Source organism: Paraburkholderia sp. BR14320 (genome assembly GCF_040948665.1).
Lineage (GTDB): Bacteria > Pseudomonadota > Gammaproteobacteria > Burkholderiales > Burkholderiaceae > Paraburkholderia > Paraburkholderia youngii.
The window spans coordinates 232,679-245,838 of record NZ_JBFPKG010000001.1; the positions used below are offsets into that span (position 1 = coordinate 232,679).

Genomic DNA, 13,160 nt, shown 5'->3' on the forward strand with positions numbered 1-13,160 from the left:
TCAGCGTCGTGCTGCCGTAAAGATGCGGCTCCTGCACTGACACGCACTACGCAGAAAAATTTCGCACCTTATCCCCGCTTTCCGTGTCAAACGATAAGCCGCCCGAACCGCCGTTCAGGGCGCCGGCACTTCCGCGCCCACAGGCACGGGTTGTGCACGTGATCTCCTGCACGCATTCCACATCGGAAGAATAAGGAGGGCGGTCATGACCACGACTGCCAGTTTTCACATCGGGTATACGCGATATCTCGGTCCCGAAGGCGAGCCCGTACAGCCATTGCCGGCCTTTGCGCGGGAACCCGAGGCGCTGATCTCCCTCTATCGCGCGATGGTGCTGACCCGCGCATTCGATACCAAAGCGGTCGCGCTGCAGCGCACTGGCAAGCTCGGCACGTTTGCTTCGTCGGTGGGGCAGGAGGCGATCGGAGTGGGCGTCGCGAGCGCGATGCAGGCCGATGACGTGCTGTTTCCTTCGTATCGCGATCATGCGGCGCAATTGCTGCGCGGCGTCACGATGACGGAAAGCCTCTTGTATTGGGGCGGTGACGAACGCGGCAGCGACTTCAGCGTACCGCGGCTCGACTTTCCAAATTGCGTTCCCATCGGCACACAGGTGTGTCATGCCGCCGGCGCGGCCTACGCGTTCAAGTTGCGCGGCGAACCGCGCGTCGCCGTGACGATTTGCGGCGATGGCAGCACATCGAAGGGCGACTTCTACGAAGCGATGAACATGGCGGGCGTCTGGCAGGCGCCGCTCGTGCTCGTCGTCAACAACAACCAGTGGGCGATTTCGGTGCCGCGCAGCACGCAGAGCGCGGCGCAAACGCTCGCGCAGAAGGCAATCGCGGCGGGCATCGACGGTTTGCAGGTCGACGGCAACGATGTCATCGCCGTGCATCAGGTGATGCATGCGGCGCTCGCGAAAGCGCGCCGAGGCGATGGCCCGACGCTGATCGAAGCGCTCAGCTATCGACTCGGCGATCACACGACGGCCGACGATGCAACGCGTTATCGCGACCCGGATGAGATTCGCAAGCAATGGGAATACGAGCCGCTGCTGCGTTTGCGCAAGTATCTGATGCGGATGAACTTCTGGGACAAAGCGCAGGACGAGCAACTCGGCCGGGCGTGTCACGCGCAGGTCGAGGCAGCCGTCGAGGCGTATCTGGCTGTGCCGCCCTCCGATACCTCGGCGATGTTCGATCACTTGTACGAGACGCTGCCGCATGCCATGCGTGAGCAACTGGAAAACGCGCAGCGATTCGCACCGATAGCGGGCAATGGTCGGCATGGTCAGAACGGAGGCAACGGCCATGGCTGATCTGAACATGATCGATGCGATCAATCTGGCGCTCGCATACGAACTCGAACACGATCCCGCCGTCGTGCTGCTCGGCGAGGACATCGGCGTGAACGGCGGCGTGTTTCGCGCGACGGCCGGCTTGCAGGCACGCTTCGGCGCGCAGCGCGTGCTCGACACGCCGCTCGCCGAGTCAGCGATCGCGGGCACCGCGATCGGCATGGCAGCGATGGGACTGAAGCCCGTCGCCGAGATCCAGTTCAGCGGGTTTCTGTATCCGGCGATCGATCACGTGCTCAATCATGCGTCGCGTCTGCGCCATCGGACTCGCGGACGCCTCACCTGTCCGCTGGTGATCCGCGCGCCGTGCGGCGCAGGCATCCATGCCCCGGAGCATCACTCGGAAAACCCCGAAGCCCTGTTCGCGCACATTCCTGGCTTGCGCGTCGTCACGCCTTCGTCGCCGGCGCGCGCGTACGGGTTGTTGCTGGCCGCGATTCGCGATCCCGACCCGGTGATCTTCTTCGAGCCGACTCGCCTTTATCGGCTGTTCCGGCAGACAGTGGAAGACAACGGCGAAGGGCTGCCGCTCGACACCTGCTTTACGCTGCACGACGGCTCGGATGTGACGCTGGTGTGCTGGGGCGGCGCCGTGCAGGACGCACAGGGCGCCGCCGATCTGCTCGCGCAGGAAGGCGTGATGGCCGAAGTGATCGACGTCGCGACGCTCAAGCCGATCGACATGAACACGATCCTGGCCTCGGTGGCGAAGACGGGCCGCTGCGTGATCGTGCACGAGGGTTCGCGCACGGGCGGCATCGGCGCGGAGATCGCCGCCAATATCGCCGAGCGCGGGCTTTATTCGCTGCTCGCGCCTGTGCAGCGCGTGACCGGCTATGACGTGGTGGTGCCGCTGTACCGGCTCGAGAATCAATACATGCCGGGTGCCTCGCGCATCGTCGCGGCGGTGCGGCAAGCTATGGAGGCGTCGTAAAGCCATGAAAATCTTCAAACTGCCGGACCTCGGCGAAGGCTTGCAGGAAGCGGAAATCGTCGAATGGCATGTGAAAGATGGCGACGAAGTGCGCGCGGATCAACCGTTGCTGTCGGTCGAAACGGCGAAGGCGATCGTCGAGATTCCGTCGCCGCAATCCGGCCGCATCACGAAGCTGTTCGGACGGACGGGCGATATCGTGCACCTGGGCGCGCCCCTCGTCGCGTTCGAGGGCGAGGCCGATGATGCAGACGCGGGCACTGTCGTCGGCCATATGGAAGTTGGCCAGCATGTCGTGCAGGAAGCGCCTGCGTCGCCTGGCACGGGCGGTGGCGTCAGCGCGGGCGGTGGTGTGATCAAGGCGATTCCGGCGGCGCGCGCGCTGGCGCGCAAACTGGATGTCGATCTCTCGATGGTGACGCCGTCCGGCCCTGAAGGCGTGATCACGGCGGCTGACGTGCAGCGCGTCGCGAAGATACTTGGCGAAGTCGGTCCGGCCGAAGTGCTGCGCGGCGTGCGGCGTGCGATGGCGCACAACATGGCGCGCGCGCAAAGCGAAGTGGCCGCCGCGACCGTGATCGACGACGCCGATATTCATGCGTGGCCGCCGCACACCGACGTGACGATCCGTCTGATCCGCGCGCTGGTCGCGGGCTGCCGCGCCGAGCCGCCACTGAACGCATGGTTCGACGGACATACGGGGCGACGCCATGTCCTTGAGAAGATCGATCTCGGCATTGCCGTCGATCTGCCCGATGGGCTTTTCGTGCCGGTGCTGCGCGACGTCGCGCATCGCGATGCGGCGGATCTGCGCGGCGGTCTCGACCGGATGCGCGCCGATATCCGCGCGCGCAAGATTCCGCCGGAAGAAATGCGCGGCAACACGATCACGCTGTCGAACTTCGGAATGATTTCGGGGAAGTACGCAGCGCCGATCGTCGTGCCGCCCACCGTCGCGATTCTCGGCGCGGGGCGCATCCATGAACAGGTGGTCGCGGCAGACGGTGCGCCTGCCGTGCACCGGATCTTGCCGCTCAGTCTGACGTTCGATCATCGCGTCGTGACAGGCGGCGAGGCGGCGCGCTTCCTGGCGGCGACGATCGCGGATCTGCAGAACGCGTGGTAGCGGTTGGCGTGTGCCTGGCGTGATTCGCCAGCATCGTATCGATAAGAGCGCGAGCCTCGCGGTCGATGCACACGAGGGCAACGCTCTCCGACTCGTATGTAACCGGATCGGCGAAATCACCGGTGAGGTGTTGTTTTCGTGTCCTTCTGCGTAACGACCACGTGACGTGATAGGTCAGCGCAATTCGATCGGACAAACGGGCCGTGCGTGGCTCCATGTGTGCTTCGATAACGAATCCGCGATAGCGCCCGACGATGTGACGTTTCATCGATTGATGAACGATCAGGCCGCCAGGCGGCCTATCCCCATTTCCGGACGGCGCAGGCCCGGCGGGAACACGTGCCATGTGCCGTCGGCATGGCGAAAGAAAAAGAGTGAAAACGTCCCGGAGGGCCGATCGATCTGAATGCACACGCGGCATGTTTCACCCGAGCGGGAGCGGTCGAGCAGACGCACGCACGCCCCGCGGCCTCGCGTCGGGCCAACGAGTTTTTCGACCTCGGAACGCAGTGACCTGTTGCCCGCCATGATTTTCCCTTCGATAGACGATGAGTCGATGCTATGGAGATCGGTGCGTGCGTCCAATCGGCGCCGGCGGAATGTCGTCTCAGGAAGCACTGATTTCAGCCGTCAGGATTTCCTGAATCAGAACCAGCACGCGGAAACTCGTTGCGGGGCAAGGAGACGTCCACGGCGTCGCCCTCGGCGGTGTCGTCGATGAAGCTCATCGAACCGCCGCGTCCGTTGCTGTCACGCTTGACCGCGATGACGTAGCGATCGCGCTCCTGCAAGTCGTGTTGAGCGAGGGAGCAATATGCCGTGGCCAGCCGGGTCAGGAATATTCGATCTGCGAGGCGCTGGTGTTCGAGCCAGCTAGTCTCGAAAGACGGAAGGATTTAAGCCACGCTGATGATGGAATGCTGGGAAATTCGCGGCGTTCCATGTTTGACGGCTATCATAGAACTCTTGATAAAGCCGGATTGAACGGACATGACAGACCCTGTATTGAAAGATGTCGAAGCCCCTGTGCGGGAGAGTGACAACAGCCTTATGTGGTCCGACGCGCGGCTCCTCGGCTTCACGCCGATGGATGACGTGCATAAGGAATTCTATGAAGTCGCGCTACGGCTCGTGACCTGCTCCGATGCGAGCGCCCTTGCCGCGATCGAGGAATTCGAGAAGCATGCGGTCAGTCATTTCGAGCAGGAAGACGAATGGATGCGCACCACCAACTTTCCCCCGCGCGACTGCCACATCGAAGAGCACGAAGCCGTGCTGAAGTCAGTCCGCGACGTTAAAGCAGCGGTCGAAGCGGGGCAGGCCGGTTGCGCGCTGGTGCATGACATCGGCATGCATCTGTACAACTGGTTTCCCGGACACGCCGACTACCTGGATTCGGCGCTTGCCGCATGGATGACCAAACAGACGATGGGTGGAAAACCTGTTGTCTTGAGGCGGACGATTTGAAGTTTGCCGTTTCGACCGTCGAAATACACTGGACCTCATAAGTTGTAGCCAGCAGGCTGCTGGCTCAACCCGTGTCGCGTGGCTCGGCTCGCGTCAACGCATCGTCGCTTGCGAGCGTCGCGACTGAAATCACCGCCGACGATATCCCCCCGTTCAACTACCCGACTCGCGCAGCACGATGTCGCCCAATTCGGCGAGGCGGGCCGCGTCGACGCGCACGCTCGGGCACGAGATGCCCATCGCGGCGATCATCTCGTCGTGCCCGTCGTAGATGGGGCGAGCCACGCAGCGGATGCCATCGGTGAATTCCTCGTCATCGATGGCATAGCCGCGCTGGCGCGTTAGTTCCAACTCCTGCGCGAGAGCCAGCTCCGAGGTCAGGGTGCGCAACGTGTACGCGGCCAATTCGGCGGGCGTTTCGGCGTGGCCGAAGGCCAGGAACGCTTTGCCGAGCGCCGTGCAGTGCAGCGGCGACAGCGCGCCGATCGGATGATCGACCTTGAGCGGCAAGGTCGAGTCGACCTTGTCGATATACCAGACGCGCGAGCCGACCAGCACCGCCAGATGCGTGCATTCCCCGGTGGACGCGGCGAGTCTTTCCAGCGCCGGGCGCCATGCTTCCTTGATCGCGACGACTTCCTCCAGCGTGCGTTGTACCGGCTTGCCCGGCTGACTGCCGTTCGAGGCCAGATAGCGCCGGTTGGAATCCTGCGCCGCATAGCCGGCGGCAACCAGCGTCTTCAGAAGATGGGCGGCCATGGATTTGTCCATCTCGAGTTCGCTCGCGAGTTCCGTTAGCCGGACGGGGCCGTGATGAGTCCGCAGATACGTCAGTGCTTCGAGGCCGCGAGTCAGGGACTGGAGCAGTCGCATGAAATATCCCTCCACACCAATAAAAGTTTTCGTGTGCAAAACATTAAAAAGTTTTACATAGGAAAACTTTAGCCGAAAAATCACTTAACGTAGGGAATTACACGGATTTTTTTACGCTAGATGTGAAGTAATGTTGTGCCTATGCAAATTCAGTACTGGTGAATTGGGTCGGTCTGTCGGGTGAGTTCAGTTTTTAATCCAAGTTGTTTTGCATGCGTCAACTTTACGGAGGCAGGCATGTTGGGGAGACACGGAGTAAAGCGCCGCGCGCTTGTGCTGGCTGCACTACTGGCCTCGGCCGCGGGATTCACGACCCCGGCCTTCGCGGATTCGGGCGAAGTGTCGATCAGCGACTATTTCACCGGCGACATGGGGGAGAAGGCGTTCAACGAACAACTCGCCAAATTCACCACGGCGACCGGGATCGCAATCAAGCAAAGCCCGGTGGGACACGAGGATTTCAAGTCGGTGATCCTGGTACGCGCGGCCGGGCATAGCCTGCCCGACGTATTCAGTTTCTGGGCGGGCGCCAAGACGCAATTCATCGCCGATTCGAAGAGCCTGCATCCGATCGACGGGATGTGGAAGTCCGCGGGGCTGGATTCCGTGATCTCCAAACCGATCGCGGCAGCGGCGACGAGCTACAGCGGGCATCGCTATCTGGTGCCGGTCGACTATCACTTCGTCGGGGTTTTCTATAACCCGAAGGTGATGGCCAAGGCGGGCATCACGACGATGCCGACGATGTGGGACGGCTTCCTCGCCATGTGCAAGCAACTCAAGTCGCAAGGCATCACGCCGATTGCGATGGGTTCGAAGAATCGCTGGCCTGCGCAGTTCTGGTTCGACTACATGCTGTTGCGTACCGCGGGGCCGGACTATCGCGCGAAGCTGATGACGGGGCATGCCCGCTACGACGATCCGCAGGTGAGCTCGGTGATGGGCCAATGGAAGTCCATGCTCGATGCGGGCTATTTCAACAATAACGCCAACGCAATCGACTGGACCGATGCCGCCGACAAGGTCGCGAAGGGCGATGCCGCGATGACGCTGATGGGCACGTGGATCACCGGCTACTGGAACAACAACCATCTGGTGGCGGGCAAGGACTATGACGTTGCGGTGTTCCCGCAGATGCAGGCAGGTGTGCCGAACGTCGCGCTGGGTCCGGTGGACGGCCTCGTGATTTCCGCCAACTCGAAGAACGTGGCGGGTAGCGAAAAGCTGCTCGACTACATGGTCAGCAACACCGACGTGCAGTCGGCATGGACGTCGTCCCAGGGCGCGCTGTCGGCCAACGTGAAGGTCGATCAGTCCCACTACAGCCCGGTGATGCAGAAAGCCGCCGCCGCGGTCGAGAAGTCCAACAGCTTCGCCTTCAACTATGACCTCGCGACGCCGCCGCCGGTGTCGGAAGTCGGTCTGTCGATGTTCGCGAAGTTCATCGACCAGCCTGGCGATATCAAGGGCCTGCTGAGTCAGACCCAGACGGATGCGCAGGCCGCGTTCAAGAAGCAGTAATACCTCCACGATGGCGGGTCGCCCGGCGGCGGCCCGCCTTGTTTTCCGGTAGAGACGCGAGATGAGGAAACACGATCGGCTATGGCGCGTGGTATTTCTCGCGCTGCCCCTGGGCGTTTTCGGAATACTGGTGGTGGGCCCCCTGCTGTCGTCGTTCTACTACAGCTTTACAGACTGGAATGGCTTTTCGTCCGACTATGATTTTGTCGGATTCTCTAATTTCACGCGGATCCGCGACGATCATCTGTTTTCGCATGCGGCGCTCAATACCGCGCTCTGGATCGTTGCCGCGATCGCGTTGCCGACGCTACTGGGGTTGTGTCTGGCGCTGCTGCTCGATTCGAAGGTGCCCGGTTCCCGGGTGTTCAAGAGCATCTTCTATCTGCCGATCTGTCTGTCGGCCGTGATCGTCGGCCAGATCTGGATCTGGATCTATCAGCCCGACTGGGGGCTGCTCAACCTGTTTCTGTCTCACGCGACAAGAACCCCTCACGACTTTGCGTGGCTCGCTAAACCGAATACGGCGCTGTGGTCCGTGATCGTCGCGTGGTCGTGGCAACAGACCGGGCTGTCGATGGTGATCTATCTTGCCGGGCTCACCGCGATTCCCGAAGACTTGCAGGAGGTATGCCATATCGAAGGCGCGAGCCGCTGGCAGCGCATCCGCCTCGTGATTCTGCCGTTGTTGACGCCCTCCACCGTGGTCGCGGTGGCGCTGTCGGTGATCAACTCACTGAAGGGTTTCGACATTCTCTACATCATGACCGGCGGTGGACCGTTCAACAGTTCCGATACGCTGGCCATGCACATGTACAACGAGAGCTTCAAGAAATATCACATGGGCTATGGCAGTGCGATTTCCGTGGTGCTGTTCCTGATCGCCGTGTCGGTGATCGGCCTGTATTTCCGTCAGTTGCGCAAGGTGGACCGCATCTATGGATGAGCGTCTGTATGCCCGCTTCAATCCGGCGAGAGCGGCCACTTTCACGATTCTCGTGGTGCTGGCGGTGCTGTTCCTGTTACCCACTGTCGGCGTCTTGCTGTCGTCGGTGAAGGAGCAGCGCGACATCGCGCTGGGCGATCTCTGGAGCTTGCCAGTGAGGTTGTACCTCGGCAATTTCATCGAAGTGCTGTCGAAGCCCGCGGTACACCAGTATTTCGTGAACACGCTGACCGTCACCGTGCCCGCCACGATCGTCTCGACCGCGCTTGGCGTGCTCGCCGGTTACGTATTCGCGAAGCTGCCTTTTCGCGGCTCGAATGGCCTGTTCCTGGTGCTGGTGTCCGGCATGTTCTTTCCGCCGCAGGTGATTCTGATTCCGCTGTTCCGGCTTTTCAATTTTCTCGGCCTGATCGACACACTGTGGCCAGTCTTCCTCGTGCATACGGCGCTGGGTATTCCGATCTGCTCGCTGCTGATGCGCAACTTCTTCGCAACGGTGCCGACCACGCTGCGTGAAGCCGCGATCATGGAAGGCGCATCGGAGCCGCGCGTGCTGCTGTCGGTGGTGCTGCCGCTCAGTTTGCCGGCGCTCGCGGTGCTGGCGACGCTGCAGTTCACGTGGATCTGGAATGACTTTCTGTGGCCGCTGGTGTTCACGCAATCCGACGACAAACGCACCATCATGCTCGGCATCGTGAATCTGAATGGCCAGTATTCCGTCGCCTGGGGCGTGCAGGGCGCGTTGTCGATTCTGGCGAGCTTGCCGACGCTGCTGGTGTTTCTGTTCTTCCAGCGCTACTTCATCAAGGGCATGACCATGGGCGCGGTAAAAGGGTGATCGAATGGCGCAATTGAGTCTGCAGGGCATACGCAAATCGTTCGCTGGCCATGAGGTCATCCATGGCGTCGATCTGAACATCGCCGACGGCGAGTTCGTGGTGTTCGTCGGCCCGTCGGGCTGCGGCAAATCGACGATGCTGAGAATGATCGCCGGCCTCGAAGACGTGTCGGGCGGGACGATCCACATCGATGGCCGGGATGTGACGCAGGTGCATCCGTCGAAGCGCGAAATAGCGATGGTGTTCCAGTCCTACGCGTTGTTTCCGCACATGACGGTGGCTGAAAACATCGGCTTCGGATTGCGGCTCGCGGGCGTCGACAAGCGCGAGATCAGGCGGCAGGTGGGCGAGGTCGGCAAGACGCTGCAGCTCGATCATCTGCTGGAACGCACGCCGAGAGAATTGTCGGGCGGGCAGCGGCAGCGCGTGGCGATCGGGCGCGCCATCATTCGTCATCCGAAGATCTTTCTGTTCGACGAACCGCTCTCGAATCTCGATGCCGCGTTGCGGGTGCAGATGCGCCTCGAGATCGCGCGACTGCATGCCGGGTTGCGGGCGACGATGGTGTACGTCACGCACGACCAGGTCGAGGCGATGACGCTGGCGGACCGGATCGTCGTGTTCAACGGCGGCAAGATCGAGCAGGTCGGCACGCCGATGGAGCTCTATGAACGGCCCGCGAATCTGTTCGTCGCGCGCTTTATCGGCGCGCCTGCGATGAACGTGCTACCGGCGTCGGCCTGGCCGTATCTAATGAGCCGGGATGATGCCGGTCCGCGCAGCGCGCCGGATGGTGTGGACTGTATCGGTATCCGGCCCGAGCACATCACACTTTGCCCGCGCGGGCAGGCGAGCGTTGGCGGGCGCATCGAACTCGTCGAGCAGCTTGGCGCGGAGACACTGTATTACCTCGGCATCGGCAATGGCCTGCCGACGCTCACGGTGCGCTCGCCGCTCGCGCACGCGGTGCGCCGCGGAGACGAAGTCGGACTGAATGTGGACAGCTCGAAGCTGCATCGCTTCGACTCGGACGGAATCGCTATCGGGAATCACGCCACGCGAAGCGATGAACGCAAACCATCGCCAACAGAGACTATTCAAATAGAGGAAGAAAAATGACGGGATCTCGTTTTCGCGTGGGGATCATCGGTGCGGGTCGCATCTCCGATCTGCACGCCATCGAATACCTGCAAAATCCGCTGGCACGCATCGTCGGCGTCTGCGACCGGGATGTGGCGCAGGCGCGCAGCAAGCTCGCCGCTTGGGGCATTTCCGACGTCGCGGTCGAGGAGGACGTGGATCGCTTCCTCGCGCGTGAGGACATCGATCTGGTCGAGATTCTGTTGCCGCATCATCTGCATCTGCCGGTGGCGCTGAAAGCGATGGCGGCGGGCAAGATCGTCTCGCTGCAAAAGCCGATGTGCGTCGATCTCGCCGAGGCGGACCAACTCGTGGCGGCCGCCGAGGCCTATGACCGGCCTTTCAAGGTCTTCGAGAATTTCATCTTCTATCCGCCGGTGCTGAAAGCGCGCGAGCTGATCGATCAGGGCGCGATCGGCACGCCGCTGTCGATCCGCATCAAGTCGAACCCGGCGCGCAGCGCGACGGCGTGGGAAGTGCCACCGTCCGCATCGGCATGGCGCAGTGAGAAGTCTCACGCGGGCGGCGGGCCGCTCGTTTTCGACGACGGACATCACAAGTTCGCGCTCGCCTGGCATTTCATGGGTGATCCGGAAGAGGTGCATGCGTTTATCGGCGATACCGAAGGTCCGGGCGGCATGCGTTTCGATGCACAGTCGATCATCTCGTTCCGGTTTCCCGGCAATCGTGTCGGCAATCTGGAGATCGTCTATTCGCCGGACATGGAACTCGCGACGCGCCACTATGCGCAGGACGATCGCGTCGAGATCACCGGCACGTCGGGTGTGCTCTTCATCAACGGCGGCCATGGACGGCTCGGGGCGACGCCGCCCGTGACCCTGTACCGCGACGGCCAGCTCACGACCTACGACGTGCCGAGCGGGTGGGAGCAGAGCTTCGTGCTGTCGACCCGGCATTTTCTGAATGCGCTGCAAACGGGTGGGGCGCCGGTGCTGACGGCGAGGGAGGCCCGCCAGGTGCTGCGTTTCTCGTCGGCGGCCGAGCAGTCGGCTCGTGAAGGCAAGGCGATTCGCCTGGCATTTTGATCCCGCGAGGCACAACCATGTCTGATCTCGTTACTCCGTCGAAGCAGCTTCCGGTCACGACAGAAAGCCGCGCCGCCTGGTTGCGCGAGGCGGGCGGGCTGAGCGAGGCGTTGGCGGACGGCCTGCTTTCCGATGTCGTCGAACTGCCTTTGGCCGAAGCGCTCGTGCTGGGTTTGATGAAGCAGGGCGTGACCAAGTATCTGGCGATCTTCGGACACGGCAATACCGCGATTGCCGAGATTCTGCGTATCTACGAGGCGCACGGTCTCGTGAAATGCTGGCAGTTCCGCAACGAAGTGGAAATGGCGCACGCGGCCACCGCGCTTTCCTGGGTCTACGGCGAAGTCGCCGCGGTGCTCACGTCGATCGGGCCCGGCGCGTTGCAAGCGCTCGCCGGCTCGCTGGCCGCTGCGTCGAACGGGGTCGGCGTCTACCATCTGTATGGCGACGAGACGACGCACGGCGAGGGCTACAACATGCAGCAGATTCCTCGCCCCGGGCAGGGACTGTTTGGGTCCCTGACAGAACGGATGGGTGCGTCCTATACGTTGCATACGCCCGCTGCATTGCGCGACGCGTTGCGCAATGGCAGTGCGGCCGTGTTTCATCCGTGGCGGCCCGCGCCGTTCTATCTGAATCTGCCGCTGAACACGCAACTGGCGCGGGTGTCGCTGAGACTCGATGCGCTTGCGGCCCGACCCGTTTGGCCGCGTTTGCCGATACCGGACGAGGCGTCCCTGGCCGTGGCTGCGAAGCTGATCGCGGGCGCGGACCGGGTGGCCATCAAGGTCGGCGCCGGTGCGCGTCATGCTGCGGCGGCGGTGCGGCGGCTGGCCGAAGCCGGCGGTGCGGTCGCGGTCCTGAGCCCCGGAACGGTTGGTGTGCTGCCCGACGCCCATCCGCATAACCTGCACGTGGCGGGCTCGAAAGGGTCGATCAGCGGCAACTGGGCCATGCAGGAGGCCGAGCTGCTGATCGTGATCGGCAGCCGCGCGGTGTGCCAGTCGGACTGCTCGGGCATCGGGTGGCCCAAGGTTCGTCATGTGGTCAATATCAACGCCGATCCGACCGACGTCCAGCACTACAACGAAAGCACCGCGTTGCTGGGAGATGCTGCGGCCATCTGCGAGCGGCTGGCGGTGGCGCTGGCGGGACCGTTGACGCCGGCGAAATCGGCGTGGCTCAAAGAGGCCGCGCGCAAGAAAGCCGAGTGGCTGGCCTTGCGCGACGCGCGCGCCGGCGGCCCGCGATGTTTCGATGCGGTCTGGCGGCGCGAGGTGCTGACGCAACCGCAGGCCATCGCCATCGCCGAGCGTTTTTGCCGCGAGATCGGTGCGCTGAAGTTTTTCGATGCCGGCGACGTGCAGGCTAATGGATTCCAGGTGATCCGCGACGACTTGCCCGGCGAAACGTACACCGAGTCCGGTGCGTCGTATATGGGTTTCGCCGTTTCCGCGCTGCTGTCTCAGGCGATCGCGGGGAAAGGATGCTATGGCGTCGCGTTCACCGGCGACGGCTCGTTCATGATGAATCCGCAGATCCTGATCGACGGTATCGAGCATGGCGTGCACGGCACCATCCTGCTGCTCGACAACCGCCGCATGGCGGCGATCAGCAGCTTGCAGGAAGCGCAGTTCGATACCGATTACCGCACCAACGATTCGGTCGCCGTCGATTATGTGGCGATGGCGGGAGCCGTGGCGGGCGTGATGGCATTGTCGGCGGGCGATACGGAGCGAGGTCTGCGCGATGCGCTCGCGCAGGCGCACGCTCACCCGGGCCTGAGTCTGATTCACGTGCCGGTCTATTACGGTGCGGACCCCGCGGGCGGGATGGGTGCGTATGGCCAGTGGAACGTCGGCCCATGGTCCGACGGCGTGCAGGACGCTTATACGAAGACGCGAATCTGAA

At 62.6% G+C, this 13,160-nt stretch carries 12 protein-coding genes and 1 pseudogene; 10 read left to right on the forward strand and 3 right to left on the reverse strand.

The window, feature by feature from the left end:
• Nucleotides 1-205 precede the first annotated feature (205 nt).
• From pdhA to AB3X89_RS01125, 3 genes are read left to right on the forward strand one after another with little or no spacing between them, the layout of a single operon-like run.
• Nucleotides 206-1,321 (forward strand): pyruvate dehydrogenase (acetyl-transferring) E1 component subunit alpha, encoded by a 1,116-nt coding sequence (pdhA, locus tag AB3X89_RS01115; RefSeq protein ID WP_368581410.1) that lies wholly within the window; start codon nucleotides 206-208, stop codon nucleotides 1,319-1,321.
• Nucleotides 1,314-2,294: an alpha-ketoacid dehydrogenase subunit beta gene (locus AB3X89_RS01120; protein WP_368581411.1), complete on the forward strand. Its 981-nt coding sequence runs from the start codon at nucleotides 1,314-1,316 to the stop codon at nucleotides 2,292-2,294. Before pdhA ends, AB3X89_RS01120 begins: the two co-directional genes overlap by 8 nt.
• Nucleotides 2,295-2,298: 4 nt before the next feature.
• Entirely contained in the window at nucleotides 2,299-3,420 is a 1,122-nt protein-coding gene (locus AB3X89_RS01125) for a dihydrolipoamide acetyltransferase family protein (protein ID WP_368581412.1), read from the forward strand.
• Nucleotides 3,421-3,702: 282 nt separating this feature from the next.
• Here AB3X89_RS01125 and AB3X89_RS01130 read toward each other — a convergent pair whose 3' ends face one another.
• Nucleotides 3,703-3,948 carry a hypothetical protein gene (locus tag AB3X89_RS01130; protein WP_368581683.1) on the reverse strand — a complete coding sequence of 82 codons (246 nt, stop codon included), beginning with the start codon at nucleotides 3,946-3,948 and terminating at the stop codon, nucleotides 3,703-3,705.
• Nucleotides 3,949-4,079: 131 nt separating this feature from the next.
• Nucleotides 4,080-4,217, reverse strand: a pseudogene (locus AB3X89_RS01135) (oxidoreductase); the annotation flags it as partial.
• A gap of 193 nt (nucleotides 4,218-4,410) precedes the next feature.
• Between AB3X89_RS01135 and AB3X89_RS01140 the strand changes: the two are divergent.
• Nucleotides 4,411-4,887: a bacteriohemerythrin gene (locus tag AB3X89_RS01140; protein WP_368581413.1), complete on the forward strand. Its 477-nt coding sequence runs from the start codon at nucleotides 4,411-4,413 to the stop codon at nucleotides 4,885-4,887.
• Between the two features lie 153 nt (nucleotides 4,888-5,040).
• Here AB3X89_RS01140 and AB3X89_RS01145 read toward each other — a convergent pair whose 3' ends face one another.
• On the reverse strand, nucleotides 5,041-5,760 hold the full coding sequence (locus tag AB3X89_RS01145) for an IclR family transcriptional regulator (protein ID WP_368581414.1): 720 nt from the start codon (nucleotides 5,758-5,760) through the stop codon (nucleotides 5,041-5,043).
• A gap of 237 nt (nucleotides 5,761-5,997) precedes the next feature.
• Here AB3X89_RS01145 and AB3X89_RS01150 point away from each other — a divergent pair, with 237 nt between their 5' ends.
• The 6 genes from AB3X89_RS01150 (at nucleotide 5,998) to AB3X89_RS01175 (ending at nucleotide 13,159) form a co-directional block, all read left to right on the forward strand.
• A complete protein-coding gene (locus AB3X89_RS01150) occupies nucleotides 5,998-7,281 on the forward strand; it encodes an extracellular solute-binding protein (RefSeq protein WP_368581415.1) in 1,284 nt (427 codons plus the stop codon).
• Between the two features lie 61 nt (nucleotides 7,282-7,342).
• The gene (locus AB3X89_RS01155) at nucleotides 7,343-8,224 is read left to right on the forward strand and encodes a carbohydrate ABC transporter permease (protein ID WP_368581416.1); all 882 of its coding nucleotides are present in this window, start codon (nucleotides 7,343-7,345) and stop codon (nucleotides 8,222-8,224) included.
• Nucleotides 8,217-9,062 carry a carbohydrate ABC transporter permease gene (locus AB3X89_RS01160; RefSeq protein WP_368581417.1) on the forward strand — a complete coding sequence of 282 codons (846 nt, stop codon included), beginning with the start codon at nucleotides 8,217-8,219 and terminating at the stop codon, nucleotides 9,060-9,062. Before AB3X89_RS01155 ends, AB3X89_RS01160 begins: the two co-directional genes overlap by 8 nt.
• Nucleotides 9,063-9,066: 4 nt before the next feature.
• A complete protein-coding gene (locus AB3X89_RS01165; protein WP_368581418.1) occupies nucleotides 9,067-10,182 on the forward strand; it encodes an ABC transporter ATP-binding protein in 1,116 nt (371 codons plus the stop codon).
• A complete protein-coding gene (locus tag AB3X89_RS01170; protein WP_368581419.1) occupies nucleotides 10,179-11,249 on the forward strand; it encodes a Gfo/Idh/MocA family protein in 1,071 nt (356 codons plus the stop codon). The genes AB3X89_RS01165 and AB3X89_RS01170 overlap by 4 nt, the downstream gene beginning before the upstream one ends.
• Before the next feature lie 17 nt (nucleotides 11,250-11,266).
• Nucleotides 11,267-13,159: a thiamine pyrophosphate-dependent enzyme gene (locus AB3X89_RS01175; RefSeq protein ID WP_368581420.1), complete on the forward strand. Its 1,893-nt coding sequence runs from the start codon at nucleotides 11,267-11,269 to the stop codon at nucleotides 13,157-13,159.
• Nucleotide 13,160: the final 1 nt, after the last annotated feature.

What these genes read in the sequence shown, in the direction of transcription:
- pdhA (WP_368581410.1), top strand. Translation starts at nt 206, where the DNA reads ATGACCACGACTGCCAGTTTTCACATCGGGTATACGCGATATCTCGGT.
- AB3X89_RS01120 (WP_368581411.1), top strand. Translation starts at nt 1,314, where the DNA reads ATGGCTGATCTGAACATGATCGATGCGATCAATCTGGCGCTCGCATAC.
- AB3X89_RS01125 (WP_368581412.1), top strand. Translation starts at nt 2,299, where the DNA reads ATGAAAATCTTCAAACTGCCGGACCTCGGCGAAGGCTTGCAGGAAGCG.
- AB3X89_RS01130 (WP_368581683.1), bottom strand. Translation starts at nt 3,948, where the DNA reads ATGGCGGGCAACAGGTCACTGCGTTCCGAGGTCGAAAAACTCGTTGGC.
- AB3X89_RS01140 (WP_368581413.1), top strand. Translation starts at nt 4,411, where the DNA reads ATGACAGACCCTGTATTGAAAGATGTCGAAGCCCCTGTGCGGGAGAGT.
- AB3X89_RS01145 (WP_368581414.1), bottom strand. Translation starts at nt 5,760, where the DNA reads ATGCGACTGCTCCAGTCCCTGACTCGCGGCCTCGAAGCACTGACGTAT.
- AB3X89_RS01150 (WP_368581415.1), top strand. Translation starts at nt 5,998, where the DNA reads ATGTTGGGGAGACACGGAGTAAAGCGCCGCGCGCTTGTGCTGGCTGCA.
- AB3X89_RS01155 (WP_368581416.1), top strand. Translation starts at nt 7,343, where the DNA reads ATGAGGAAACACGATCGGCTATGGCGCGTGGTATTTCTCGCGCTGCCC.
- AB3X89_RS01160 (WP_368581417.1), top strand. Translation starts at nt 8,217, where the DNA reads ATGGATGAGCGTCTGTATGCCCGCTTCAATCCGGCGAGAGCGGCCACT.
- AB3X89_RS01165 (WP_368581418.1), top strand. Translation starts at nt 9,067, where the DNA reads ATGGCGCAATTGAGTCTGCAGGGCATACGCAAATCGTTCGCTGGCCAT.
- AB3X89_RS01170 (WP_368581419.1), top strand. Translation starts at nt 10,179, where the DNA reads ATGACGGGATCTCGTTTTCGCGTGGGGATCATCGGTGCGGGTCGCATC.
- AB3X89_RS01175 (WP_368581420.1), top strand. Translation starts at nt 11,267, where the DNA reads ATGTCTGATCTCGTTACTCCGTCGAAGCAGCTTCCGGTCACGACAGAA.